Source organism: Bradyrhizobium sp. 172, from assembly GCF_023101065.1.
GTDB lineage: Bacteria > Pseudomonadota > Alphaproteobacteria > Rhizobiales > Xanthobacteraceae > Bradyrhizobium > Bradyrhizobium canariense_D.
Genome location: NZ_CP064701.1, coordinates 1,318,111 through 1,343,361 on the forward strand (window position 1 = coordinate 1,318,111; position 25,251 = coordinate 1,343,361).

Sequence of the window (25,251 nt, forward strand, 5' to 3'; positions counted from 1 at the left end):
CCTCGGTTAAAGTGACGAAGCAGAACCATGGGACCTGCCGACCCGCGCTTGGGCACGCGGGCATGGAGACGCTGCATGTCGTTCAAGAAGCTCCTGATCGCCAATCGCGGCGAGATCGCCATCCGCATCGCGCGCGCCGCAGCCGATTCCGGCATCGCGACGGTCGCGATCCATCCCGCGGACGATGCGATGTCGCTGCATGTGCGGGTTGCCGACGAGGCCGTCGAAATCCCCGGTCGCGGCGCGCGGGCCTATCTCGACATCGAGGCCGTGGTCAAGGCGGCGAAGAGCGCAGGCTGCGACGCCGTGCATCCCGGCTACGGCTTCCTCAGCGAGAACGCTGCGTTCGCGAAGGCCTGCGCCGATGCAGGCATCGCCTTCGTCGGGCCCCGGGCCGCGGCGCTCGAGTTGTTCGGCGACAAGGTGGCGGCACGGCAACTGGCAAAGCGCTGCGGCGTCCCGATCATCGCCGGCACCAGCGGGCCGTCCTCGCTGGAGGACATCGCGGCGTTCTTCACCTCGCTCGGCAGCAACGCGGCAATCGTGATCAAGGCAATGGCCGGCGGCGGCGGGCGCGGCATGCGCGTGGTCGAGCGCGCTGCCGATCTCGCGGAGGCCTATGCGCGCTGCCAGTCCGAGGCCAAGGCCGCGTTCGGCTTCGACGGCGTCTATGCCGAGCGGTTGATCCGGCAGGCGCGCCATATCGAGGTGCAGATCATCGGCGATCGCGACGGCGCGATCTCCCACCTCTGGGAGCGCGAATGCACCATTCAGCGCCGACACCAGAAGCTGATCGAGGTGGCGCCGAGCCCGTCGCTCAGCGACGGCTTGCGTGGCCGTATCATCGCGGCGGCGAAGCAACTCGCCGTGGCCGCGTCGTACGACAATCTCGGCACGTTCGAGTTCCTGGTCGACGGTGCCGCCGAAGACAGTTTTGCCTTCATCGAGGCCAACCCGCGGCTTCAGGTCGAGCACACCGTGACGGAAGAGGTGCTCGGCCTCGATCTCGTCCGCGCCCAGCTCGCGGTCGCCGCCGGTGCCTCGCTTGCCTCGCTCGGCCTGGCGCAAGGCTCGATCCCGAAACCGCGCGGCTATGCCATGCAGCTCCGCGTCAACATGGAGACACTGGACGAGCTAGGCGCGACGCACCCGACCGGCGGCGTGCTCGCCGTGTTCGAACCGCCGTCGGGCCCCGGCGTCCGCGTCGATAGTTTCGGTTATGCCGGCTACAAGACCAGCGCCGCCTTCGACTCGCTGCTGGCAAAGGTCATCGTGCATACGCCCGGTGAAGCCTGGCACGACGTGGTCGCCAAGGCTTCGCGCGCCTTGCGCGAGTTTCGGATCGACGGCGTCATCACCAACATCGCCTTCCTCCAGGCGGTGCTGGCGCATCCCGACTTCAGGTCCAACCGCATCGCGACCGACTTCATCGATTGCAACATGGGCAAGCTCGTCGAAGCCGCGGATGGCGCGGCCAAACCACTTTATTTTGCAGCGACGGAGCGAAACGGCGGTCCCGGCACCGAGGCGCATACGGCACAGACCGTGCCCGAAGGCACAGTGATGGTCGCGGCACCCTTGCAGGGGACCATTGTCACTATTCAGGTGAAGGAAGGCGAGGTCGTGCGCCCGGGCCAGCAGCTCGCCGTGATCGAATCCATGAAAATGGAACATCTGGTCATGGCCGAGCAGGGCGGCCGCGTCACGAAGCTACTCGCCGGCGACGGTATCACGCTGATGCATGGCGAGCCGATCATGTATCTGGAGCCGCTCGACGTTGCGGCGGACGCGTCGGCAACGGAAACCGATGTCGATCTCGACCACATCCGTCCTGATCTCGCCGAACTGATCGCCCGCCAGGCCAACACGCTCGACGAAAATCGCCCTGCCTCCGTCGAGCGCCGCCGCAACACCAATCAGCGCACCGCGCGCGAGAATGTCGCGCAGCTCGTCGACGACGACTCGTTCATGGAGTACGGCAGCCTTGCGATTGCGGCGCAGCGGCGCCGGCGCAAGCTCGACGATCTCGTCAAGAACACGCCGGCCGACGGCCTCGTCATGGGCGTCGCGACCGTGAACGCCGAGAAGTTCGGTCCCGAAGGCGGGCGCTGCATCGTCGTGGCCTACGACTACACCGTGCTCGCGGGCACGCAAGGCCACATGAACCACAAGAAGATCGACCGCATGCTGACGCTCGCGGAAGACTGGCGCGTGCCGCTGGTGTTCTATGCCGAGGGCGGCGGCGGCCGCCCCGGCGATACCGACCGGCTCGGCATGACCGGGCTTGATGGTCCGTCCTTCGTGCAGTTCGCAAGGCTCTCGGGTCTGGTGCCGGTTATCGGCATCGTCTCCGGCTATTGCTTCGCCGGTAATGCCGCGATGCTCGGCTGCTGCGATGTCATCATCGCAACCAAAAACGCCTCGATCGGCATGGGGGGCCCCGCGATGATCGAAGGCGGCGGGCTCGGTGTCTATCACCCGGCCGAGGTCGGTCCTGTTACGTTCCAGTCGCCGAACGGCGTGATCGACATCCTCGTCGAGGACGAAGAAGAGGCAACCGTTGCGCAAAAATACCTATCCTATTTCCAGGGTGCGGTGACGGACTGGCAGGCCGCCGACCAGCGCCTGCTGCGCCGCGCGATCCCCGAGAACCGCCTGCGCGTCTACGACATCCGCAGCGTGATCGACCTCGTCGCGGATAAGGAGTCCGTGCTGGAGCTGCGCCGCGACTACGGTGTCGGCATGATCACGGCGTTGATCCGTGTCGAGGGCAAGCCGTTCGGCCTGATCGCCAACAATCCGCGGCATCTCGGCGGTGCGATCGACGCCGATGCCGGCGACAAGGCCGCGCGCTTCCTCCAGCTCTGCGACGCCTTCGATCTGCCGATCGTCTCGCTGTGCGACACGCCCGGCTTCATGGTCGGTCCGGAAGCCGAGAAGACGGCAATCGTGCGCCACGTCTCGCGCATGTTCGTGACAGGCGCGAGCCTGACTGTGCCGTTGTTCGGCATCGTGCTGCGCAAGGGCTATGGGCTGGGTGCACAGTCGATGATTGGCGGTGGCTTCCACGCCTCATTCTTCACCGCGGCCTGGCCGACCGGCGAGTTCGGCGGCATGGGCCTGGAGGGTTACGTCCGCCTCGGCTTCCGCAAGGAGATGGAGGCGATCGCCGACCCCGTCGAGCGCGAGACTTACTATCGCAACAAGGTCGCCGAGCTCTATGCCAACGGCAAGGCGGTCTCGATCGCCTCCGTGTTCGAGATCGACAACGTCATCGACCCCGCCGAGACCAGGCGCTGGATCATGGCGGGCCTGCGCTCGGTGCCGAAGCCGCCGGCGCGGACTGGGAAGAAGCGGCCCTGTATTGATACGTGGTGAGGGCGGTGCAGCAATTCTGATTGCGCTTCGCCGCGTTCCCGGTTCCCGATTGACATCCCCGCCTGCGGTGCCAGACTTTGCACAATAATGCAGGGTGGAGACGTCCGCGATGGCCAGCCTTTCGGCCTCGAACCATGTCGCCCGTGTCTTGTCCGTCGCCAATCAGGTTATAGACCGCTTGGCCGACGTCGATGCCTCTTCGCGCATTGCCAATTCCTGGCGGCGCTGCCTGGTCAGCCACAAGCTCGATCCCGGCCGTCAGGGGCCGCCGCAGACGCTCACCGAAGCCGAGATCCGTCACGTCGCCGAACCCATGGAGGAGACGATCCGGCTTGCAACACCGGAGCTCGACGACCTCGCCCGGGTACTGCGCGGTGCCGGTTATTGCGTCAACCTGGCAGACGTGAACGCAACCATGCTGTTCAGCCGCCTGCCCGGCGAGGCCGACGCACGACTATTCATGGACTGGAAGATCTACACAGGCTCGAATTTTTCCGAGGCCTCCGAAGGCACCAATGGGCTCGGCACCGCGCTCGCCGAGCAGAAGCCGATCCTGGTGCATCGCGACGAGCATTTTCGCGCGCAGTGGCACATGTTTTCCTGCGCCGTGACGCCGCTGTTTGACCAGGCGGGACGGCTCGCAGGCGCCGTGAACATCACCTCCTGCCGCGAGGACCTCGAACGCACCGCGCATCAGCTTGCGCTCGCGGTGACGATGGAGGCAACGCGGCGCATGGAGGGCGCGATCTTCCGCAGTCATTTCCGCAACGCCTGGATCGCGACCGTGCCGGGCGACGGCGGCGGCGGCCTGCTCGCCTATGACGACGATCGCCGCATCGTCGGCGCCTGCCGTTCGGCGCGCGCACTGCTGGGTCTCACCGACGGCTTGATCGCAGCCGGCATCGATCTGTCGCGCTATGTCAAATTCGACCATCCCGCCGCGCGCGACGCAGACGATCTCGTCGAACTGCGCCGGGCCGATGGCAGTTCACTAGGGCACGGCCATGTCGCGCCGCCGCTGCGGGCGAGGGCCTCGACCCGTCCGCTCGCGCCGCGCCGCGATGCACCGGTCGATCGCTTCGATGCGCTGCAGCGGCTCGCCGGACGCGATCCCAGCCTGATCAGGAGCGTGAAGCGACTTAGAAGCATCGGCGATCGCAATCTGCCGGTGCTGCTGCATGGCGAGACCGGCGTCGGCAAGGATGTGTTCGCCCGTGCCATTCACGCAGCCGGCAATCGCGCGCGCCACAACTATGTCGCGCTGAACTGCGCGGCGATGCCGGAAAGCCTGATCGATGCCGAGCTGTTCGGCTACGAGGCCGGCGCCTTCACCGGCGCACGCCGCGACGGCTCGAAGGGCCTGATCGTGCAGGCAGACGGCGGCACGCTGTTCCTCGACGAGATCGGCGACATGCCGATCGCGCTGCAGACGCGGCTGCTACGGGTGCTGGAGAACCGCGAAGTCTGGCCGCTCGGCGCGCTGAAGCCCGTGCCGGTCGACATTCGCCTGATCAGCGCCACCCATCGCGATCTCGGCCGCATGGCCGAGGAGGGCGCCTTCCGCACCGACCTATATTTCCGTCTGCGCGGCATGGAGGTGCGGCTGCCGGCCTTGCGCGAGCGCGCCGACCGCGACGACGTCATCCGCCAGATCGCTCACGAGGAGGCGCCGAATTGCTCGCTCTCGGACGAGGCCTGGGCGCGGCTCGCGGCCTATCCCTATCCCGGCAACATGCGCCAGCTTCGGCATGTGCTGCGGCTCGCCGGCTGCACGGCGGAGGACGACGTCATCACCGATGCCGACCTCGATCTGCCGCCGTTTGGTGGAAGGGCGGAGCCGGATCTCGCAGCGGCGGAGCGCGCGGCGATCGTCGAAGCCTTGCGCAAACACGGCGGCCGCGTGACGGAAACAGCGCGCGCGCTGAAGCTGAGCCGCGCCACGCTGTATCGCAAGATCAAGCAGTTGAAGATCGAGACGACGCAGTAGCGATCTTTCTTCCCTCTCCCCTTGCGGGAGAGGGCGGCTCGCCGCGAACGCGGCGAGACGGGCGAGGGGTATCTCTCCGCACTTGACTCTCTTGCTTCTGAGTCCGCGGAGAGATACCCCTCATCCGGGGCTTCGCGCCACCTTCTCCCGCAAGGGGAGACGGGAGCGGCAGCGAGCCTGCCGCCGCTCTCTACGAAAAATCGCTCCAGCTCAGATGTCGCGAGTCGAGGTCGCCGACTGTCACGGTGCCGCGGATTTCGCGCGGGGCGTGGAAGCTGCTGCGCAGATACACGAGCGGCGCCGCCCCGTCGGAATGCGATGCGCCGCGCACCTCGCCGACGAAGATCGAATGCGTCTTGGTCTCGAATTCCTGCGCCAGCACGCAGTCGAATGCGGCGACCGCATCGCTCAGCACCGGCGCGCCGGTCACCCCACGCGTCCACTCCCCGAACGCAAAACGGTCGTCGCCATTGACGCCCTTCTGGCCACTGAAGGTAAGCGCCAGGAGGGCGTGGTCCTCGTGCAGGAAGTTGATCGCGAACGCGCCTTCCTCGCGGATGCGCGCGTGCGCACTGGCGTTGCGGTTGACGCACACGATCAGGGATGGTGGCGAGTCCGACAGTGAGCAGGCCGAGGTCACCGTCAGCCCCGTGCGCTTGCCGTGCTCGGCGCCGACCGTCACCAGCGCGACCGCGCCGGCGCACTGGCGCATCGCCTGCTTGAAATTCTTAGCGTCGAAAGCACTGGCGTCCACCGTCACGCGGAAATCTCCGAAATGGATGTGGGTGCGGCACGATCGCGCCGCACCCGCGTCGGGTCAAGCCGCCTTCTTCGCGGAGCCGAGATGCTTCAGGCGCGGCATCACCTCGTTCTTCAGCAGCGACAGCGAGTGATGCCAGGCTTCAGCCTTGTGCTTGTAGTCGAAGCCGAACACCAGCAGCACGCCGAAGCCGCCGACCTCCTCGTAGATCTTCTCGATTTTCTCGGCGACGGTCGCTGGCGAGCCGACGATCCAGTTCCGCTTGGCGCAATATTCGACGGTGACGTCGCTATCGGGCACGTCGGGCGCGTGCTTCAGATAGTCCTTGAAGCCGAAATGGCCGAGCAGCGGCAGGAAGTACTCGCCCATCATCCGGCCCATCATGTCGCCGGTCGAGAGCCGCCACGCTTCCTCGTCGGTATCGGCGACGAACACCTCGCGCACCAGCCGCCAATCGGCCCGGTCCGGCTTGCGCCCGGTCTTGGCGGCACCGGCTACAACCGAATCCCAATGACTGCCGACATAGGCCGGGTTCAGGTTGAGGCTCATTGGAATGAAGCCGCGCTCGCCGGCGAGCTTCAGCGTGTCCGAGTTCTTCGAGAGCCCAGCGACGCCGATCGGCGGGTGCGGCGTCTGCAACGGCTTGATGTGGGGTTTCAAGAAGTCGAACATCGTGTCCGGCTTGGTCACCGTCCAGAATTTGCCCTTGTAGGTCCAGGGCGCGGGATCGCTCCACATCTTCAGAATGATCTCCAGCGCCTCGCGCGTCATGTCGCGGTTCTGTCCGCTCATGCCGTCGACATTGAACATGGCCCAGTCGCTCGGCAGGCCGCTCGCCGCGACGCCGAAATTGAGCCGACCTCCCGAGAGGTGATCGAGCATGGCGACGCGGTTGGCGAGCTCGGCCGGGTGGTGATAGGGCAGCAGGAAGCCGCCCGGCCCGATACGGATATTCTTGGTCTGCATCAGCGCCTGCGCGATCAGCAGATCGGGCGTGGGATTGGGTTCCCAGGGCGCGGTATGGTGCTCGCCGACCCAGGCCTCCTGATAGCCGAGCTCGTCGAGCCAGCGCATGACCTGCAGGTCCCAGTCGTTCCCTTCCTTCAGGCCGCACTCCGGCGGGTGCGAAGGCATCGTGAAATAGCCGATCTCCATGGGTTTCCTCATCTGATGTTGACGCGTCTTATTGCGCGGTTCACGGACGTGAGCAGGGTTGCTTGAGCAAGCGGTGTGCCACCGCTCCGCAAGCGGTGTGCCAGCGCTACAGCGGCTCAGTCCCGCGAGAAAACGCTGGTTTGCGGCGGCAATAGCCGATATCCCGTGGCGAATTTGCGGGCCGTCGTCTCATTGTCGCGAGACGGCGTCTTGCCGGTGAGACGAGGACGAGAACCGAGATGACCGAACCCGCTTACGTCGCGGTGGACTGGGGCACCAGCAGCTTCCGGCTCTGGTTGATCGATCGTACCGGCGTAGTGCTGGCCGAACGCCGCAGCGGCGAGGGCATGCTGGCGGCGGCAAAGACCGGCTTCGCGGCCGTGCTGCAATCCCATCTTGCCGCCGTCGAAGCACCAGCTCATCTGCCGGTTCTGGTCTGCGGCATGGCCGGCGCCAAGACGGGCTGGGTCGAAGCCGGATATGTCGATACACCCGCGCCGCTCGCGGCCGTCCTGGAGCAGGCCGCGCACGTGCCGGGCGAAGCACGCGATATCCGCATCCTGCCGGGTATCGCGCAGCGCGATACAAGAGCGCCGGACGTGATGCGCGGCGAGGAGACACAGCTGCTCGGCGCGCTTGGTCTCGATGCCGCAGGTGAGGCGCTGGTCTGCATGCCCGGCACGCATTCGAAATGGGTACGCCTGAAGGACGATACGATCGCGCATTTCTCCACCTTCATGACCGGCGAGCTCTTCAGCGTTGTGTCGCGCGAGACGATCTTGTCGCTTGCGGTCGCAGGCGCCGAAGACGCCGAGGACGTCGCGAGCTTCAAGGCGGCGGTGAGAGCTGCGTATGAGGCGCCGTCGTTCGCGGCCAATTTTCTGTTCGGCGCGCGCTCGCGTCAGCTTCTGTTCGGGAGCACACCGGCCGCGGCGCGCGAAACGCTGTCGGGCACTTTGATCGGCATCGAGCTGGCCGCCGGGCTCTCCGGCGCCGTGCCGAAAGCAGGCATTACGTTGATTGCCTCGGGGCGGCTCGCGATGCTGTACACGTTGGCTTTCGATGCGTTGTCGGTCACCGTGAACCCCGTCGATGCCGATGAAGCGGTCCGCCGCGGTCTGTCGATGGCGGCTGCCGCGATCTGGACGAAATGAGAGGACTGTTGAAATGAGCGTTCCCTTTCCGGCGATGAAGCGGCCACTGCTTGCGATCCTGCGCGGCGTGAAGCCCGAGGAAACGCAGGCCATCGTCGGCGTGCTGATCGAGGCCGGCATGACCGCGATCGAGATCCCGCTAAACTCGCCCGATCCGTTCCGCTCCATCGCCACCGCCGTCAAGCTCGCGCCGGCCGGCGTGCTGATCGGCGCCGGCACGGTGCTGACCACAGCGGATGTCGATCGGCTCAACGATGTCGGCGGCAAGCTGATGGTCTCGCCGAATGTCGATACGCAGGTGCTCACGCGTGCGCACCAATACGCCATGGTCACGTTGCCGGGCGTGTTTTCGCCGACCGAGGCGCTGCTGGCCGCGCGCTCCGGCGCCTCTGGCCTGAAGTTCTTTCCGGCAAGCGTGCTCGGCGCGTCCGGCATCGCCGCGATCCGCGCCGTGCTGCCGGCCGGCGTGATGATCGCCGCCGTCGGCGGCGTCTCCGACCAGAATTTCGCGGAGTACATCGAGGGTGGCGTGACGGCGTTCGGGCTGGGCTCCAACCTCTACAAGCCCGGCATGACGGTAACGGACGTTGCCGCTCGCGCAAAATTGACGATCGCGGCCTACGATCGGGCGATTGCGAAAGACTGAAGCGGCAATAAACAAGCCGTGATGTCGTCACGGTCGCACGTTATCCTATCTTGCTGCACCAGCGAGATCAGGAGACCGACATGGCGATCAACAATGTAGCCGATCTGTTCGTGGCAACGCTCGAACAGGCTGGCGTCAAGCGCATCTACGGCATCGTCGGCGACAGTCTGAATGCGCTGACCGAAGCGCTGCGGCGGCGCGGCACGATCGAATGGATCCATGTCCGGCACGAGGAGGTCGCGGCCTTCGCCGCCGCCGGGGAAGCGGAAATGACGGGCAGCCTTGCGCTGTGCGCGGGCTCGTGTGGTCCCGGCAATCTGCATCTGATCAACGGCCTGTTCGACGCCCATCGCAGCCGCGTTCCCGTGCTGGCGATCGCCGCGCAAATTCCGACCGCCGAGATCGGCAGCGGCTATTTCCAGGAGACGCATCCGCAAAACCTGTTCCGCGAGTGCAGCCATTATTGCGAGCTGGTCTCCGATCCGAGTCAGCTTCCCTACGTGCTGGAAAACGCGATCCGCGCGGCGGTCGGCATGCGCGGCGTCGCCGTTGTCGCCATGCCGGGCGACGTCGCCTTCCGCAGCCCACCCAAGCGCGCGCTGTCGACGGCGCGTGGCCTTGCGCTGTCGGCGCCGAAGGTTGTGCCGCAGGCGGATGAGTTGAAGGCGCTTGCGGATCTCCTGAACGGCGCCGAACGCATCACCCTGTTCTGCGGTCGCGGCTGCGCCGGCGCGCATGCGCCGCTGATGCAGCTTGCGGAAGCCTTGAAGAGCCCGATCGTGCATGCGCTGGGCGGAAAGGAGCATGTCGAATACGACAATCCCTACGATGTCGGCATGACCGGCTTCATCGGCTTCTCCTCCGGCTATGCCGCCATGCACGCCTGCGACGCGCTGGTGATGCTCGGGACCGATTTTCCCTACAAGCAGTTCTTCCCGACCGATGCCAAGATCGCGCAGATCGACATCCGTCCGGAAAATCTCGGGCGCCGCTGCAAGATCGACCTCGGCCTGGTCGGCGACGTCAAGCTCACCCTCGAGGCGCTGCTGCCGCTTCTGAAATCCAAGACGCAGCGCAAGCACCTCGACGATGCGATCGCGCATTACAAGAAGGCGCGCGAAGGCCTCGACTCGCTCGCCAAGGGCACGCCGGGCAGCAAACCAATCCATCCGCAATACCTGGCAAAGGTCATCAGCGACCATGCGAGCGATGATGCGGTGTTCACCACCGATGTCGGCACGCCGACGGTGTGGGCCGCGCGCTATCTCGAGATGAACGGACGCCGCCGGCTGATCGGCTCGTTCGTGCACGGCTCGATGGCCAACGCCATGCCGCAGGCGATCGGCGCGCAGGCCGCGCAGCCCGGCCGGCAGGTGATCTCGCTCTCCGGCGACGGGGGCTTCACCATGCTGATGGGCGATCTGATCACGCTGACGCAGATGAAGCTGCCGGTGAAGGTGGTCATCTTCAACAACGGCGTGCTCGGCTTCGTCGCACTGGAGATGAAGGCGGCCGGTTTCGTCGACACCAATGTCGATCTGGAGAATCCGGACTTCGCGGCGATGGCGCGCGCGATGGGTATCTTCGCAAGGCGGGTCGAGGATCCCGGCGAGCTTCCAGGTGCGATGAAGGAGATGCTGGCCCACCACGGACCGGCGCTGCTCGATGTGGTCACCGCCAAGCAGGAGCTGTCGATGCCGCCGACCATCACGCCCGAACAGATCAAGGGCTTCAGCCTCTGGGTCTTGCGCGCCGTGATGAACGGCCGCGGCGACGAGGTCGTCGATCTCGCCAAGACCAATTTGCTGCCGCGCTAGCCGCGCTTGACCGATGGCACGGGCAGCCGCTCATGGCGGCGCTGGAAGCGTTGCCAGTGCAGCACGATCCCGATCAGCAGCGCCGGCACGAAGCCGAGCGCGATCAGAAAGTGGGGCAGCTGCGTTGGCGAGATGAACGCGATGCCGATGTCGGAGATCAGCCAAAGCGCGGCGAACATCACCGCGAAATCGGTGCGCGGGCAGCGCAGATAGTAGAACACGGCGGTGATGACGACGGCGGGTCCGATGGCGATGCCGATCATCACCGTCGTCAGCTCCTTCGGCGTCAGCGCGTCGAGCACCATCGCTGCCAGCAGCCAGAGCGCGGCGAACATGGCGATGATGTCGAGCGGATGCCGCAAGCCAATACCTCTCGTGAGGGGACGCGCTATCGTTGTGGCCCAGACCTTGGCCGTCAAGGGAAAATGCGCCTATTCCTCGTCGTTTCCGGGCGTCGGCCGCAGCATGAAATGGCCGAAGGCTGTGGCGATCGGCTTGTTCGCATCGTCCTGCCAGGCCCGTGCCTCGAAGGCGACGATGCGCCGGCCCTGTTTCACGATCGAGACGTTGGCGAACGTGTCGAGCGCGCGGCCGGAGCGCAGATAGTTGACGGTCAGTCCGATCGGCTTGGGCAGTGCGGTGGCGCCGAGTTCACGGGCCACTCCGAAGATCGCGGTGGTTTCGAGGAAGGCGCCGGTCATGCCGCCATGGATCGCAGGCAGAATCGGATTGCCGATGATCTTTGGCGAGAACGGCATCGTCAGTGTGCCGTCGTCGTTGACGCGAATGCCGAGGCAGCGTGCGAACGGGCTGTTGGCGAACGGGCCTTCCGGATCGTCCGGCGCCTCCAGCCTCGGGATGCCGGGCGAATCCATCCTGCGATCCGCGAGCATGTTGGTGCGGTTGGCGCCGATCATGAAACAGGCGGTCGCGGTCGCGACCGGATCGTCCTCGGACTCCTGATAGGCGGTGGAGCGCACGAAGGCAATCGAACGCGTGGTGCGGTAGCAGACCGAATGCGCCTTGATGTCGAGGCCCGGCGTTGCCGGCTTCTGATAGTCGATGCGCAGATCGAGCGTCGCGATCGCGCTTGTGCCGTCCAGCGCGAGTTGCACCGCCATGCCGCAACTCTCGTCCAGCATCGCGGTGACGACCCCGCCATGCAGGACGCCGGTCTCGGTGTCACCGACAAAGACCGGCCGGTAGGGCAGGCTGGACCAGGCTTCGCGCGGTGCGAAGCGGTCGAGCTGGAGCCCGCTGATCTGGCCGTAATCGGAGCGGCGACCCTTGATCGCCTCGGCGAGGTCCTCGAACGAAAGTGTGGTCGGTGAGCTGGACATGAGGACGTTCTAGACCAGTGGCGGGCGCGGCGCAAAACCCCGAATGCGCGTCCCACGGTGGGTGCCGGGGGCGGTTTGGCCTCGACAGGGCGGGCCGAAGCAACGATGGTGGGCGCCTCGTTCGTTCGACCAGCCGTAAGGAGTGCCCATGGCCGATCCCGAAACGCCCGTCACCAGCCAGGGGCCCGTCATCATTTCGACATCGAGCTCGGAGCGGGCGCCGATCATCTATTTCGACGGTGCATCCTGCTTCGGCCACCACAACGGCGCGATTCAAATCGAGCTTGCGGCGAACCTTCTGATGCCGGTCGGCGCCGCCGTCAGGGTTGATGTGGTCCAGACCGCGCATCTGCGTTGCAGCGTGGCCGCGGCGCTGGCTCTGCGCGAAGCGCTCGAAAAGGCGCTGGCAATGTACCAGCAGGGCCAGCAGCAGCCCCGGCCGGAGGAAATTCCCTCGGTGAAGAACTGAGGCCGTTCGCGGATCGCAAGTTAATGCGATCAACTCGCTCAGCTCACATGCACCTTCGGCTTCCTGCCGTCGTTCCACTTGCCGTCGAGCGCGCGCTCGATCTGGGCGGCGAGTTGCAGCAGGAGGCCGTCATTGGCCTGCTTCGCAATCGCCTGGATGCCCAGCGGCAGGCCGTGGTCCTGCGTGGCCATCGGCATCGAGATCGCCGGCATGCCGCAGAGATTGGCGAGCGGCGTGAAGGCGAAGAAGCGCCAAAGATTGCCGAACCAGTCGAGCACGTCGGGGTTGTCGGAGATGGTGAGATATTCCCGGGTGCCGACCTTCGGCGTCGGCAGCGCCGTGATCGGGGTCAAGATCACGTCCCACTGCTCGAAGAAGGCGCCGAAGGCGCGCGAGGTCGTGTTGAACACGCCTTGCATCTTCGCCCGCTCGGCGAAGCTCGTATGCCGGCCGGCTTCCCAGATCCGGATATTCATGGGTTCGATGAGATCTTCCGGCGGCCGTTCCAGTCCGCGCGCGGCGAGCATGTTGGAGATCACCACGGCAAAATTCGAGATGTAGCAGGTGGTCTGCGCCTCGAACGCGGCGCGGAACTCGAGTTCGGGCAGGGCGTAGTCGACGTGATGGCCGAGGCCTTCGAGGAAGCGGCCGGCCTTCGCCAGCTCGGCCGCGATCTCGGGCGTCGCGGTGTAGTCGCCCCAGCTGTGCGACAGCGCGATACGAAGCTTTGACGGGTCGCGCTTGATCATCTCGGAATAAGGCTGCGCCGTGGTCCAGAACGGCATGAATTCGCCGGGCGCCGCTCCCCTTGCATGGTCGACGAAGGCGGCGGTGTCGCGCACCGAGCGCGACTGGCAGCCCTGGATCGAGACGAGGCCGGTGAGATCGGACATGTGCGGTGCGAGCGAGAACACGCCGCGCGAGACTTTCAAGCCGATATTGCCGTTGACGCCGGCGGGAATGCGGATCGAGCCGCCGCCGTCAGTCGCGTGTGCGATCGGCACCACGCCGGCCGCGACCATTGCGGCGCTCCCGGCCGACGAGCCGCAGGTGGTGTAGTCGGTGTCCCAGGGATTGCGCGTGACATAGACGGCCGGATTGTCGGCCGAGCTGCAGACGCCGAACTCCGGTGTCGTGGTGCGTCCGATCAGGTTCAGTCCGGCCTGGCGGAATTTGCCGGTCAGGAACGTGTCGGCGCTGGCGCGATTGCCGCGCATTAACAGCGAGCCCATCTCCTGGAGCCGCCCCTTCATGGTCGGGCCGAGGTCCTTCATCAGGAAGGGCAGGCCTGCGAACGGGCCGGCGAGATTGGCGCCGTCCTTGGCCGGATCGGCGATCACGTCATCGAACAGCTCGACCACGCCCGACAGTGCCGGATTGACCTTGGCGACGCCCGCGGCGGCCTGGCGCGCCAACTCCTTTGCCGTGAGCTCGCCCTTGCGGACGCGCGCGGCCAGCCCCACGCCATCGTGCTGCGCCCATTCGTTCCAGCTCATCGGGAAAGTCATGCGATCCAAACCTCTTCGTGCGGCGCCACCTTAGTTTCGCACAGGAACACTTTAATCAACTGAGCGGCGCGAAGGGCAGGGTTGCGCCGGATGGAGAGGTAATCCCGAATTGCATGCGCGCGCATCAATTGGAGAACTTTGCGATCACCGCGACCGGGCCGCCGCCGGCTGGGCCCTGATGCTCGGCGCCGCCGGAGACGTAGACCGCACCAGTGCCGGCGAGGCCGGCAATCAACCCGCCAACGGCAGCCCGGGCGTGGCGTGTCGAGCTGATATCGGTATCTTCGAGCATGGTGTGGCGGAAGCCGCGCACGCAGCCATCAGGGGAGGCCTCGGCCTTAGCGAAGATGTTGACAAGCTTGCTGCCGGTCGTCGTCTGTTGCCCGGCACGGAGCCCAACGCTCTCCAACGCCGCAAGCACCGCCGCGGTGTCGATCGCATCGCTCATCACGGCATGCCCGATCTCGAATTCGCTCGTCGAGGACATCGAATTGCCGAGCACGATGACGACGTTATGCATGAGCTCGATCCCGGACGAGGTCGAGGCGACGTTCGAGAACAGATCGTAGCGTCGCAGCACGTCCTCATCACGAACGCCGGTTGCGATCTCGCCGAGCGCGACCGCAACGCCGAGTGCGGAAGCGCCGCGCGAATAGGCCATCGAACTGTAGGCGCTGGTCGTCGCTGTCTTGTGACCGCGCGCATTCGCCGCTTCGACGCGCTCGCTGGTGAGCAGCGGGCATTTGATCTGCACGAAATGGACGTCGGCGGGATCGGCGATCCCGGCATCCGCCATCGCGGCCTTCACGGCCTTGGCTGTCTCCGTGATCTGAGCGGAGCGGCCGAGCTCTTCAGGGAGAAAATCCCGCGTGTGCGCCATGCCGATGCTCAGGCGCTTGCCGGAGAGGCCTGCCGGGCGCTGTAGAATGTCCTGGCGCGTGAACACCGTGATGTGCGGGCTGAGCACGCCCTCGGTGCCGCCCGACATCACGAAGGCGATGCGTTGCTCGACCTCCTGCGGCGACAGCCCGAGCTGCGGCGCCAGCGCCGTGCACAGCGCGGCAACGGCATATTCCCGGGTAAAGTCGTTGACGCCGCCGTTGCCTTCGGTCTTGCCGAGGATCGCCAGGATGGATGCCGGATCGATCGCGCCGGAGCCGATCATGCTCATCAATCCGGAGACGTCGCCGGGGCCTCTGGTGGCGACCTTGAAGACGCCGACCGATGTCGTCCGCATTATAATCCTCACATGAAGTTCAGGAGTCCGGCAGACGAAAACAGCCGCTGAACCGGGGCGCCTGTCAAGGTGTCGAGGCAATCCCCGTCGTCGTCCTGGCGAAAGCCAGGACGACAGCAGGACGTGCGCCGTCTGCGTAGCACCCACGATTGTGGCGAGATCGCATCGCTTCGACAAAAAATCCCTTGTCGACGGTCGTCCGCCGCACCTTGATGAATCAACCCCGATTGGTCCATAAGCGGCGTCCCGCAGCCGGTGGTTCGCCTCCGCGATGCGTGCTTGGATAGAGGGGTTCTCGCGTGGTAAATATCAACCAGAAAATTGCGCAGGAGCTTGGGGTTCGGGCGGAGCAGGTCGAGGCGACAGTGGCGCTGCTCGACGGCGGCGCCACGGTTCCCTTCATCGCCCGCTACCGCAAGGAAGCGACCGGTGCGCTCGACGACGCACAATTGCGCACGCTGGAGGAGCGCCTGGGTTACCTGCGCGAGCTCGAGGACCGCCGCAAGGCCATCCTCGAATCGGTCCGCGAGCAGGGCAAGCTCGATGCCGCGCTGGAGGCCTCCATTCTCGCTGCCGACAGCAAGGCGCGCCTCGAAGACATCTATCTGCCGTTTAAGCCGAAGCGCCGCACCAAGGCCGAGATCGCCAAGGAAGCCGGGCTCGAGCCGCTCGCCTTTCAGCTCATGGCCGAGCCCAACAACGATCCGAAGGTGGTCGCTGAAGCCTTCGTCAATCCCGAGAAGGGCGTTGCCGATGCCGCTGCGGCACTCGATGGCGCCCGCGCCATCCTGGTCGAGCGCTTCGACGAAGACGCCGACCTGATCGGCGCGCTTCGCGAGGAGGTGTGGACTAATGCGCGCATGACCTCCAAGGTGCGCGACGGCAAGAAAACCGAGGGCGAAAAGTTTGCCGACTATTTCGAGTTCTCCGAGCCGCTGACCAAGCTGCCCTCGCACCGAATCCTCGCAATGTTCCGCGGCGAGAAAGAAGAAATCCTCGATCTCCAGATCCAGGCCGAGGCCGAACCATCGCCGCCCGGCGTGCCGAGCGTCTATGAACTGAAGATCATGAAGCGGTTCGGCATCGCCGACCTTAAGCGCGCCGGCGACCGCTGGATGATCGATACCGTGCGCTGGGCCTGGCGCACCAAGATCCAGGTGCATCTCAACATCGACCTGCGCATGCGGCTGTGGAATGCGGCCGAGACAGAGGCCGTGCGCGTGTTCGCCTCGAATCTGCGCGACTTGCTGCTCGCGGCGCCCGCCGGCACCCGCGTCACCATGGGTCTCGATCCCGGCTTCCGCACCGGGGTCAAGGTCGCCGTCACCGACGCGACCGGCAAGGTGGTGGATACCGCCGTGATCTATCCGCACGAGCCGCAGCGGCAGTGGAACGAGGCGCTTGCGATCCTCGGCAAGCTCGCGCTGAAACATCGTGTCGAGCTGATCGCGATCGGCAACGGCACCGCCTCGCGCGAGACCGACAAGCTCGCGGCCGACCTCGTCAAGGGCCTGCCCGACTTGAAGATGACCAAGATCGTGGTGTCGGAAGCCGGCGCGTCGGTTTATTCGGCCTCGGCGTTCGCCTCGGAGGAGTTGCCGGGCCTCGACGTCACCCTGCGCGGCGCGGTGTCAATCGCGCGGCGGCTCCAGGATCCTCTCGCCGAGCTCGTCAAGATCGAACCCAAGGCGATCGGCGTCGGCCAGTACCAGCACGACCTAGGCCAGGCCAAGCTCGCCAAATCCCTCGACGCCGTGGTCGAAGACTGCGTGAACGCCGTCGGCGTCGACGTCAACACCGCGTCCGCTCCGCTGCTCGCGCGCGTGTCGGGCGTCGGCTCCGGCCTCGCCTCGAGCATCGTGGCACACCGCGACGCCAACGGGCCGTTCAAGTCGCGCAAGGCGTTGAAGGACGTGCCGCGGCTCGGCCCCAAGGCGTTCGAGCAGTGCGCGGGCTTCCTGCGCATCCTCGGCGGCGAGGACCCGCTCGACGCCTCCGGTGTGCATCCGGAAGCCTATCCGGTGGTGCGCCGGATTCTCAGCGCCACCAAGAGCGACATCAAGGCGCTGATCGGCAGCAGCGACATCGTTCGCACGCTGAAGCCGAAAGACTTCGTGGACGAGACGTTTGGTCTGCCGACCGTCACCGACATCCTGCGCGAGCTCGAGAAGCCCGGTCGCGACCCGCGTCCGGCCTTCAAGGCAGCTGTGTTCATGGACGGCGTCGAGGAGATCAAGCACCTCAAGAAGGGCATGATCCTCGAGGGCACCGTAACCAACGTCGCGGCGTTCGGCGCCTTCGTCGATATCGGCGTGCACCAGGACGGCCTCGTGCACATCTCGGCGATGTCCAAGACCTACATCAAGGATCCGCGTGAAGTGGTGAAGCCCGGCGACATCGTCAAAGTGAAGGTGCTAGACTTCGAGGTCGCGCGCAAGCGTATCTCGTTGACACTACGGCTCGACGACGAGGTCGGCGCCAAGAAGGACGCGCCCGGCATGCAGCGGGATAACAGCTCACGTAACCCGTCCCGCATGACGTCGTCGGCCCCGCGCCAGCAGGAGTCTTCCGGCGGCGGTGCGCTCGCCGAAGCGCTGCGCCGCGCGGCCGAGAAAAACGGCGGCAAGCGGGCGTAGCTTCTAACCTCTCCCCGCTCTCACCCCACCCTCTCCCCGCAAGAACGGGGCGAGCGAGTGAGAGAGCAGCGTCTCCCTAACTTCCGCGTCAGAATCTGGCGCGTTTGTAAGTTGAAGGCGCCTGTCCCTTCCTCTCATCTGATCCTCCTCGCGCGGCAGAATATTGTCGCGCAGCACGGAGGATGCTTCGATGGACAACAGGATTCTCAAAGGCCTCACCGCGGTGACGATCGCAGCGGTGATGGCGCTCGCTTCACCGGTGCTTGCCAGAGGCGGTGGCGGTGGCGGTGGCGGTCATGGCGGATTCGGCGGTGGTGGGCATTTCGGTGGCGGCGGCATGCACACGGGAGGCTTCGGCGGCGGCATGCACACCGGTGGCTTCGGTGGTATGCGCGTCGGCGGCATGGGCGGCGCCCGTTTCGGCGGCCCGGGCTTTGGCGGTGCACGTTTCGCGCATGCGGCGATCGGGCCGCGCTTCGCTGGCTCCGGCTGGCACGGCAGGCCCTTCATCGGCCGCCATGCCTTCTTCCGGCAACACCATCGCTTCTTCTTCGGAGCACCTTTCATCTATGCCGGCTACTATGACGGCTGCTGGCGCAGGAGCTTGACGCCCTATGGGTGGCAATGGGTCAATGTGTGCGGAGACTCTTGGTACTAGCATCGCCGTACCGCACCATTGTCGCGATCGTCATCGGACGGTTCCGCTCAGCCCCGGAACGGGATAGTCTGGTGGCGATCGTCGCGCGGAGTTTGTCATGACCGGAGCTCACCGCCGCATTCTGGTCGTCGAGGACGACGCGGAAACCGCAGGCCAGCTCGTCGAGGAGCTGACGACTTCCGGCTACGACGTCGATCTCGCCGCCACCGGGCGCGAAGCGCTCAGCCATGGCGCCGCGCGCGACTATGCCGTGATCACCATCGACCGCATGCTGCCCGATATCGACGGCATCAGCGTGATGCGCCAGTTGCGCGACGACGGCATCGCCGCGCCGTTCCTAATCATTTCCGCACTTGGCGAGGTCGACGACCGCGTGCGCGGCTTGCGGGCCGGCGGCGACGATTATCTCGTCAAGCCGTTCTCCTTCACCGAATTGCTGGCGCGGCTGGAGGCACTCGGCCGGCGCAGCGACACCGTCGCCAAGGAGACGATCCTGCGGGTCGGCGATCTCGCCATCGACCTGATCGCACGCAGCGCGAGCCGCCGCGGCCGGAAGATTCCGCTGTTGCCGCGGGAATTCCAATTACTCGAATATCTGGTCCGCAACGAGGGCCGCGTCGTCTCGCGTGCGATGCTGCTCCAGCATGTCTGGGATCTGCATTTCGATCCCTCCACCAACATCATCGACGTCTATGTCGGACGCGTCCGTCGCAAGGTCGATGATGCCCAGGCCTATCCGCTGATCCACACCATCCGCGGCATCGGATATTGTCTCCGTGCTCCTGGCTAAAACGCTCCGCTCCTCGACCTTCCGCCTTGCGCTGATCGCGATCGCGGCGTTCGGGCTGATCGTCGCGGCGATCATGGCCTATGTCTATTTCGGCACGATCGCCTATGTGCAGAGCCGTGTCGGCGATGCCGGCGACCACAGCGGCTTCACCGCGATGATCGAGCTCGCAATGGCCGCTGTCGCCGTGCTGATGCTGGTGCTCGCCGGGCTCGCCGCGGTGCTGGTGACGCGCCGCACGGTCGGGCGGATCGAGGAGATCAACGCCACCAGCCGCGCCATCATGATGTCGGGCCTCGACCAGCGCATTCCCTTGCGCGGCAGTCACGACGAATGGGACCGGGTCGCCGAAAACCTCAACCAGATGCTCGACCGCATCGAGACTTTGATGGGAGAGGTCAAGCAGGTCAGCGACAACGTCGCCCATGATTTGCGTACGCCGCTGACGCGCATGCGGGGTCGGCTGGAAAAGGCTTATCACGCCTCGCGCAATGGCGAGGCCGACGCGGCGCTGATCGGTGACACCATCGCCGATCTCGACGCCGTGCTCGGCATGTTCGCCTCCATCACGCGCATCTCGGAGATCGAGACCCGCGCCCGCCGTAGTGCGTTTCGCACCCTCAATCTCGCCGAAATCGCCGGCGAGGTCGTCGAGCTCTACGATGCCGCCGCCGAACAGGTTGCGACGCGGCTCAGCCTCGGCGGCGATCGCGAGGTGGCGATTATTGGCGATCGCGACCTGCTGTTCGACGCTATCGCCAATCTCGTCGACAACGCGATCAAGCACGGCTGCAAAGGCGGGCAGGTGACCGTCACCTGCAGCAGCACCGACGGCGGTGCGACGATCGCGATCGCCGACGACGGCCCGGGCATTCCGGCGGATCAGCGCGATCACGTGTTCAAACGCTTCTACCGGCTCGAGCAGAGCCGCTACACCCCGGGTAACGGCCTTGGCTTAAGCCTGGTCGCCGCGGTCGCTCGCCTCCATGGTGCCGAGATTGCCCTGCACGACAACGCGCCGGGCCTGACGGTCCAGCTCAGCTTCCCGCCGCACCCGACCTAGAGCTCGATCACGCCGCGGCGGGCCGCATGTGCCACCGCATCGGTGCGGCCGGTAGCGTCGAGCTTGTCGAGCAGCGAGCCGACATGGAATTTCACCGTGTGGACGGAAATGCCGAGCTGACGCGCGATCATCTTGTTGGAGCCGCCTTCCGCCATCAACGCCAGCACGTCGAGCTCACGTTGCGTCAGCGCAATGTCCTCAGGCATGATGCGCGGATCGCGAGTGACAATCGTCGCGGCGGCTTTCTCGCCGGGTTCGGCGAGGCGAAGCCCGGCGATATTGCCGAGCAGAGCAGCCAGGCGATCGGCGAGGGCGGGATCGTCGATCTCCAAAGCCAACACGATCTCGGGCGCGATGTCCTCGCTCACGCCGCCGGCCTCTCGCCGATCGTGACCTTGAAGCTGACCGGCTCGCCGCCGCGGCGCGCCGCGATATCGACCACCGCGCCCACGCTCGCCGGACCCAGCGTCCGCGACAGCGCGCGCACGCCGGACAGCTTCTGGTCGTTGACCGCGACGATGACGTCGCCCTGGCGGATGCCGGCCGCCGCCGAAGGGCCGGCCTTGTCGACATTCATCACCATCGCGCCGACGCCGTCGTCGAGCCGGACCGGCTGCAGCCCGAGGCCGAGATATCCGCGTGCGATGCGGCCGCGCGCCTCTAACTGGGCCGCGACCCGCTCGATCGTCGCTGTCGGGATCACCAGCACACGCCTCGGGCCGAGCACGGCCATGCCGAAGGCTTCGCCCGATGCGTCGAGCGCGAGGCCGCCCTGCTGGCTGGAGCGCAAGCGGACGTCGAGCTCGATCCGCGCGTCGATGTCGCCGCCGCGCAGGGAGCGCCAGCTCTTGCCGGACTGCGACACCATCGCGAGCGCGGCGCTCGGCGTATCGCGGTTGGTGGCGACGACGACCGACAACGCGCCAAGGGGCGGCACAATTGTGGCCAGCTTGACCGGGGCAATCGCCGTATCGGCGCGCAGCAGTGCGATATCCGTCGTATGGTCGCGGCCGGCGATCGTGGCGGCCGCGGTGCTGCCGTCGGGGAGGCCGATCTCGACGTCGCCCTCGTCGGCCAGCGCCTCGTCGGCGGTGACGATCAGGCCGGGTTTCCAGACGAAGCCGGTGGCGCGGGAACGATGCGAATGGACGGCGACGACGGACGGCGCGGTGCGGGACACCATATCCGCGAGCGCGGACGACAGCGAAGTCAGGGGAGTTGAGTCGGTCATGGCAGGCTCCTGTAAAGCTGTCCTCAATCTGGGATGTCGCGGGCGATCGCGTAACTGGCCGCATGGCCAGGAAATAAGCAGGGAAGCTGGTCCGTAAGAGCACGGCCGACGAACATGTGATTGGAGCCGCTCACGGGAACGTGTAGCAATCGGCTCGACCTTGTGCCGTACGGCCTCAAGCCTTTTTGCGAGCCCTGATTGATGACCATCGACCTTACCCGCCGCACCCTGCTTCAACTCGCCGGCGCCAGCTCGCTCGCAATGGCGGCTGCGGGCGCGGCGCGCGCCGAGGGCACACCGCAGGGCGGCGGTCCGACCTATGCCAGCCGCACGCCGATGCGCGTCGGCATGGTGACGCTCCGGGTGAAGAATCTCGACAAGGTTGCGAACTACTACCGCGACGTGATCGGGCTCACCGTGATGGAACGCTCGGCGAGCGCCGCCAAGCTCGGCACGGCCGGCATCGCGCTGCTGGTGCTGGAGGCCCGTCCTGATGCCGAGATCGAGCCGCGCAACGCCGCCGGCCTCTATCACACCGCCTTCCTGATGCCGACCCGCAAGGACTTGGCCCGCTGGCTGGTAGCAGCCGCTTCGCATCGCGTGCCGCTGTCGGGCTTTGCCGATCATCTCGTCAGCGAATCCGTCTATCTCGACGATCCCGAAGGTAACGGCATCGAGGTCTATGCCGACCGCGATCCCTCGCAATGGCAGTGGAGCGAAGGCAGCGTGAAGATGGCGGCCGACGAGCTCGACATTCCCGACCTGCTGTCGCTGACCAATACGCGCGTGCCTGATTATGCCAAGGCACCGGACGGAATGCGCATCGGCCACATGCATCTGCGCGTCGGCGACCTCGCGCAGGCGCAGAATTTCTACCACGGCACGATCGGACTCGACCCGACCCGCAGCCGCAACGGCGCCGCGTTCCTGTCGTCGGGACGCTACCATCATCATCTCGGCATAAACGTGTGGCAGAGCGAGGGCGCCGGCCAACGCGACGATCAGACAACGGGGCTCGCCTGGTTCTCGCTGGTGACAGCTAAGCAGGATCTGCTCGCCGCACAGGAAGAGCGCCTGCGCAAGGGCGGCGCGAAAGTCACGGCGCTAGCGGACGGCGTTGAGGCGATCGATCCCTGGGGCACGCGGGTGCGGCTGATCAGGATTTGATCGCCGGCACGAGCGTTGGTAAGACCGTCAGGCGCTAGCCAGTTTCCGGGATTCACACCTGACATGTCCGATTTTCGCGGCGTCTTCCCTTATCTCGTCTCTCCCGTCGCTGCCGATGGCGCGGTGCGGACGAACGTCCTCGCAAAGCTCTGCGACGATCTGATCGGCGCGGGCGTCCACGGTCTGACCCCGCTCGGCTCGACCGGCGAGTTCGCCTATCTCAACGCCGCCCAACGCACCGCGGTCGTGCAGACCACGATCGAGGCGGCAAGGGGACGTGTGCCTGTTGTCGCGGGCGTCGCCTCCACCTCGACGGCAGATGCGGTGGCGCAGGCGAAGGCGTATCAGAAGCTCGGCGCCGACGGCATTCTGGCGATCCTGGAAGCGTATTTCCCGCTCGCCGACGCCCAGATCGAATCCTATTTCCGCGCCATCGCGGATGCCGTGGACATCCCCGTCGTCATCTATACCAATCCGCAATTCCAGCGCTCCGATCTCACCCTCGAAATCATCGCGCGCCTCGCCGAACATCCGCGCATCGGCTACATCAAGGACGCCTCGACCAACACCGGCCGGCTGCTCTCGATCATGAACCGCTGCGGCGATGCCTTGCGGGTGTTCTCCGCCTCCGCCCATATCCCGGCCGCGGTGATGCTGATCGGCGGCCTCGGCTGGATGGCGGGCCCCGCCTGCATCATTCCGCGCCAGAGCGTCGCGCTCTACGACCTCTGCAAGGCCGGCCGCTGGGACGAGGCGATGGCGCTCCAGCGCAGGCTGTGGCGCATCAACGAAGCTTTTGCCCGCTTCAACCTGGCGGCCTGCATCAAGGCCGGCTTGGCCATCCAGGGGTACGACGTCGGCGATCCTGTCCCGCCGCAGGCCGCTCTCACCGCCGATGCGCGCAAGGTCGTAGAAGCGGCATTGCGGGAGCTGGCGTAGCGGTTTGTCACGCGGCAATGGGCCCCGGCACGGGCAGCGGAACCGTCCTTAGCTGCCCGATTCGAGAAACTTCCATTCATTTTCGACGTTGCTGCGTGAGCTGGCTCTGTCACCTCCCGGCATGTGCATTCGAGAGATCGTCTTCAGCATACGACACGGTGATCACTGATGAATCGTCGCTACGCAATCATTGCGGCGGCTTTTGCCGCCCTGCTGCTCGTGGTAACTGCCGTGAAGGTCCAGCATGCGCCATGGACAACCCCCTCCGCGCGCGCCGTCGAGCAACGTGGTCCGCTGTCCGAGGCCGAAAGGGCCACCATCGACATCTTCGAACGAGTGTCGCCCTCGGTTGTCCAGGTTGCGGTGAGATCGGCCGCTACTCCTGTCATGGGAGAGGAGGGGCAGGGCGGCGCTTCCGGCACGGGATTTGTCTGGGACCGCGACGGGCATCTCGTCACGAACAACCATGTCGTGGCCAATGGCGGCGAGATCGCGGTGCGCTTTGCGTCGGGAGAGGTGGCTCGGGTTGATCTGATCGGCACCGCCCCCAATTACGATCTTGCGGTCCTGCGGATCCGCAGCGTGCGCGAGCTTCCACCGCAGGTGGCTCTCGGCAGCTCGACCGACCTGAAAGTCGGGCAATCCGCGTTTGCGATCGGCAATCCTTTCGGGCTAGATCAGTCGATGACGAGCGGCATCATCAGTGCCCTCAAGCGGAGGCTTCCGACCCATGGCGGCCGGGAGATTGCCAATGTCATCCAGACGGATGCCGCAATCAACCCGGGCAATTCAGGCGGGCCGCTGCTGGACTCCGCCGGCCGGCTGATCGGCGTCACGACTGCGATCATATCGCCGTCCGGCTCGAATGCAGGCATCGGTTTCGCGGTGCCGGTGGACGTCGTGAACCGGATTGTCCCCGAGCTCATTCGCAATGGCCGCGTGCCGACGCCCGGCATCGGCATCGTCGCCGCCAGCGAGGATGTGTCGACGCGGCTTGGCGTCCAAGGGGTGATCGTGGTCCGGACAGCCCCCGGCAGCCCTGCGGAACAGGCGGGGATTCGCGGTGTCAACTTGTCGACTGGAACGGTCGGAGACATCATCACCGCGGTGGAAGGCAAGCCGGTGCGGCGGCTCTCCGACCTGACTGATGCGCTCGAGCAGGCCGGTGCCGGTAAGACCGTTCGCCTCACGGTAAAGCGGGATTCGGACACCCGTGATATCAATGTGGGCATCATCGACATAGAGCGCTCCTGACCCGGCAATCTGCGGCCAAAGCGGGCGTGACACGCAATGCAGATGTGCCGCGGCTCGGTTGTATC

General features: G+C 65.9%; 21 protein-coding genes. 13 read left to right on the forward strand and 8 right to left on the reverse strand.

The window, feature by feature from the left end; translation table 11 throughout:
* Positions 1-75: 75 nt before the first annotated feature.
* Together IVB07_RS06305 and IVB07_RS06310 are read left to right on the forward strand one after the other, a co-directional pair.
* Entirely contained in the window at positions 76-3,378 is a 3,303-nt protein-coding gene (locus IVB07_RS06305; RefSeq protein WP_247767523.1) for a carboxyl transferase domain-containing protein, read from the forward strand.
* Positions 3,379-3,487: 109 nt separating this feature from the next.
* Complete coding sequence (locus IVB07_RS06310; protein WP_247296133.1) at positions 3,488-5,365, forward strand: sigma-54-dependent Fis family transcriptional regulator; 1,878 nt, start codon at positions 3,488-3,490, stop codon at positions 5,363-5,365.
* Between the two features lie 190 nt (positions 5,366-5,555).
* Here IVB07_RS06310 and IVB07_RS06315 read toward each other — a convergent pair whose 3' ends face one another.
* Together IVB07_RS06315 and IVB07_RS06320 are read right to left on the reverse strand one after the other, a co-directional pair.
* Entirely contained in the window at positions 5,556-6,125 is a 570-nt protein-coding gene (locus IVB07_RS06315) for a flavin reductase family protein (RefSeq protein ID WP_204512308.1), read from the reverse strand.
* A gap of 57 nt (positions 6,126-6,182) precedes the next feature.
* Positions 6,183-7,280: an LLM class flavin-dependent oxidoreductase gene (locus tag IVB07_RS06320; protein ID WP_018453642.1), complete on the reverse strand. Its 1,098-nt coding sequence runs from the start codon at positions 7,278-7,280 to the stop codon at positions 6,183-6,185.
* A gap of 239 nt (positions 7,281-7,519) precedes the next feature.
* On the opposite strand from IVB07_RS06320, the gene IVB07_RS06325 reads away from it, so the two are divergent.
* The 3 genes from IVB07_RS06325 (at position 7,520) to poxB (ending at position 10,897) form a co-directional block, all read left to right on the forward strand.
* Entirely contained in the window at positions 7,520-8,434 is a 915-nt protein-coding gene (locus IVB07_RS06325; protein WP_018453643.1) for a 2-dehydro-3-deoxygalactonokinase, read from the forward strand.
* Between the two features lie 13 nt (positions 8,435-8,447).
* Complete coding sequence (locus tag IVB07_RS06330; protein ID WP_204512306.1) at positions 8,448-9,080, forward strand: 2-dehydro-3-deoxy-6-phosphogalactonate aldolase; 633 nt, start codon at positions 8,448-8,450, stop codon at positions 9,078-9,080.
* An 80-nt stretch (positions 9,081-9,160) separates the two neighbouring features.
* Positions 9,161-10,897: a ubiquinone-dependent pyruvate dehydrogenase gene (gene poxB / locus IVB07_RS06335; protein ID WP_247767524.1), complete on the forward strand. Its 1,737-nt coding sequence runs from the start codon at positions 9,161-9,163 to the stop codon at positions 10,895-10,897.
* Here poxB and IVB07_RS06340 read toward each other — a convergent pair.
* Complete coding sequence (locus tag IVB07_RS06340) at positions 10,894-11,259, reverse strand: hypothetical protein (protein ID WP_166517536.1); 366 nt, start codon at positions 11,257-11,259, stop codon at positions 10,894-10,896. The two genes, poxB and IVB07_RS06340, sit on opposite strands and share 4 nt — an antisense overlap.
* A 69-nt stretch (positions 11,260-11,328) precedes the next feature.
* Positions 11,329-12,237, reverse strand: a complete 909-nt coding sequence (locus tag IVB07_RS06345) for a PaaI family thioesterase (protein WP_204512304.1) — start codon at positions 12,235-12,237, stop codon at positions 11,329-11,331.
* Between the two features lie 148 nt (positions 12,238-12,385).
* Here IVB07_RS06345 and IVB07_RS06350 point away from each other — a divergent pair, with 148 nt between their 5' ends.
* Positions 12,386-12,706 (forward strand): hypothetical protein, encoded by a 321-nt coding sequence (locus IVB07_RS06350; RefSeq protein WP_204512303.1) that lies wholly within the window; start codon positions 12,386-12,388, stop codon positions 12,704-12,706.
* A gap of 38 nt (positions 12,707-12,744) precedes the next feature.
* Here IVB07_RS06350 and IVB07_RS06355 read toward each other — a convergent pair whose 3' ends face one another.
* Positions 12,745-14,214 (reverse strand): amidase, encoded by a 1,470-nt coding sequence (locus tag IVB07_RS06355; RefSeq protein WP_247296130.1) that lies wholly within the window; start codon positions 14,212-14,214, stop codon positions 12,745-12,747.
* A gap of 124 nt (positions 14,215-14,338) precedes the next feature.
* On the reverse strand, positions 14,339-15,451 hold the full coding sequence (locus IVB07_RS06360; RefSeq protein ID WP_247296127.1) for a ring-opening amidohydrolase: 1,113 nt from the start codon (positions 15,449-15,451) through the stop codon (positions 14,339-14,341).
* Positions 15,452-15,750: 299 nt separating this feature from the next.
* Here IVB07_RS06360 and IVB07_RS06365 point away from each other — a divergent pair, with 299 nt between their 5' ends.
* The 4 genes from IVB07_RS06365 to IVB07_RS06380 all read left to right on the forward strand — a co-directional run bounded on the left by IVB07_RS06365 (position 15,751) and on the right by IVB07_RS06380 (position 20,595).
* On the forward strand, positions 15,751-18,087 hold the full coding sequence (locus tag IVB07_RS06365) for a Tex family protein (RefSeq protein WP_247296124.1): 2,337 nt from the start codon (positions 15,751-15,753) through the stop codon (positions 18,085-18,087).
* Between the two features lie 190 nt (positions 18,088-18,277).
* Positions 18,278-18,745, forward strand: coding sequence for a hypothetical protein (locus IVB07_RS06370; RefSeq protein WP_085349581.1), 468 nt, complete (start codon positions 18,278-18,280; stop codon positions 18,743-18,745).
* Between the two features lie 97 nt (positions 18,746-18,842).
* Complete coding sequence (locus IVB07_RS06375) at positions 18,843-19,535, forward strand: response regulator transcription factor (RefSeq protein WP_018453654.1); 693 nt, start codon at positions 18,843-18,845, stop codon at positions 19,533-19,535.
* The gene (locus tag IVB07_RS06380; RefSeq protein ID WP_018453655.1) at positions 19,522-20,595 is read left to right on the forward strand and encodes a HAMP domain-containing sensor histidine kinase; all 1,074 of its coding nucleotides are present in this window, start codon (positions 19,522-19,524) and stop codon (positions 20,593-20,595) included. Before IVB07_RS06375 ends, IVB07_RS06380 begins: the two co-directional genes overlap by 14 nt.
* Here the strand turns inward: IVB07_RS06380 and IVB07_RS06385 are convergent.
* Entirely contained in the window at positions 20,592-20,963 is a 372-nt protein-coding gene (locus IVB07_RS06385) for a helix-turn-helix transcriptional regulator (protein WP_007614569.1), read from the reverse strand. The genes IVB07_RS06380 and IVB07_RS06385 overlap by 4 nt on opposite strands.
* Positions 20,960-21,826 (reverse strand): S1C family serine protease, encoded by an 867-nt coding sequence (locus tag IVB07_RS06390; protein WP_018453657.1) that lies wholly within the window; start codon positions 21,824-21,826, stop codon positions 20,960-20,962. The genes IVB07_RS06385 and IVB07_RS06390 overlap by 4 nt, the downstream gene beginning before the upstream one ends.
* A 201-nt stretch (positions 21,827-22,027) precedes the next feature.
* Here IVB07_RS06390 and IVB07_RS06395 point away from each other — a divergent pair, with 201 nt between their 5' ends.
* From IVB07_RS06395 to IVB07_RS06405, 3 genes are all read left to right on the forward strand, one after another.
* Positions 22,028-22,993, forward strand: a complete 966-nt coding sequence (locus IVB07_RS06395) for a VOC family protein (protein WP_085349580.1) — start codon at positions 22,028-22,030, stop codon at positions 22,991-22,993.
* Between the two features lie 63 nt (positions 22,994-23,056).
* Positions 23,057-23,932: a dihydrodipicolinate synthase family protein gene (locus IVB07_RS06400; protein WP_018453659.1), complete on the forward strand. Its 876-nt coding sequence runs from the start codon at positions 23,057-23,059 to the stop codon at positions 23,930-23,932.
* A gap of 168 nt (positions 23,933-24,100) precedes the next feature.
* Positions 24,101-25,186, forward strand: a complete 1,086-nt coding sequence (locus IVB07_RS06405; protein ID WP_018453660.1) for a trypsin-like peptidase domain-containing protein — start codon at positions 24,101-24,103, stop codon at positions 25,184-25,186.
* Positions 25,187-25,251: the final 65 nt, after the last annotated feature.

Bases quoted from the DNA above. Each gene is read 5' to 3' on its own strand.
- poxB (WP_247767524.1), top strand. From the start codon at position 9,161: ATGGCGATCAACAATGTAGCCGATCTGTTCGTGGCAACGCTCGAACAG.
- IVB07_RS06355 (WP_247296130.1), bottom strand. From the start codon at position 14,214: ATGACTTTCCCGATGAGCTGGAACGAATGGGCGCAGCACGATGGCGTG.
- IVB07_RS06375 (WP_018453654.1), top strand. From the start codon at position 18,843: ATGACCGGAGCTCACCGCCGCATTCTGGTCGTCGAGGACGACGCGGAA.
- IVB07_RS06325 (WP_018453643.1), top strand. From the start codon at position 7,520: ATGACCGAACCCGCTTACGTCGCGGTGGACTGGGGCACCAGCAGCTTC.
- IVB07_RS06395 (WP_085349580.1), top strand. From the start codon at position 22,028: ATGACCATCGACCTTACCCGCCGCACCCTGCTTCAACTCGCCGGCGCC.
- IVB07_RS06345 (WP_204512304.1), bottom strand. From the start codon at position 12,237: ATGTCCAGCTCACCGACCACACTTTCGTTCGAGGACCTCGCCGAGGCG.
- IVB07_RS06370 (WP_085349581.1), top strand. From the start codon at position 18,278: ATGGACAACAGGATTCTCAAAGGCCTCACCGCGGTGACGATCGCAGCG.
- IVB07_RS06305 (WP_247767523.1), top strand. From the start codon at position 76: ATGTCGTTCAAGAAGCTCCTGATCGCCAATCGCGGCGAGATCGCCATC.
- IVB07_RS06360 (WP_247296127.1), bottom strand. From the start codon at position 15,451: ATGCGGACGACATCGGTCGGCGTCTTCAAGGTCGCCACCAGAGGCCCC.
- IVB07_RS06390 (WP_018453657.1), bottom strand. From the start codon at position 21,826: ATGACCGACTCAACTCCCCTGACTTCGCTGTCGTCCGCGCTCGCGGAT.
- IVB07_RS06320 (WP_018453642.1), bottom strand. From the start codon at position 7,280: ATGGAGATCGGCTATTTCACGATGCCTTCGCACCCGCCGGAGTGCGGC.
- IVB07_RS06310 (WP_247296133.1), top strand. From the start codon at position 3,488: ATGGCCAGCCTTTCGGCCTCGAACCATGTCGCCCGTGTCTTGTCCGTC.
- IVB07_RS06350 (WP_204512303.1), top strand. From the start codon at position 12,386: ATGGCCGATCCCGAAACGCCCGTCACCAGCCAGGGGCCCGTCATCATT.
- IVB07_RS06405 (WP_018453660.1), top strand. From the start codon at position 24,101: ATGAATCGTCGCTACGCAATCATTGCGGCGGCTTTTGCCGCCCTGCTG.
- IVB07_RS06330 (WP_204512306.1), top strand. From the start codon at position 8,448: ATGAGCGTTCCCTTTCCGGCGATGAAGCGGCCACTGCTTGCGATCCTG.
- IVB07_RS06400 (WP_018453659.1), top strand. From the start codon at position 23,057: ATGTCCGATTTTCGCGGCGTCTTCCCTTATCTCGTCTCTCCCGTCGCT.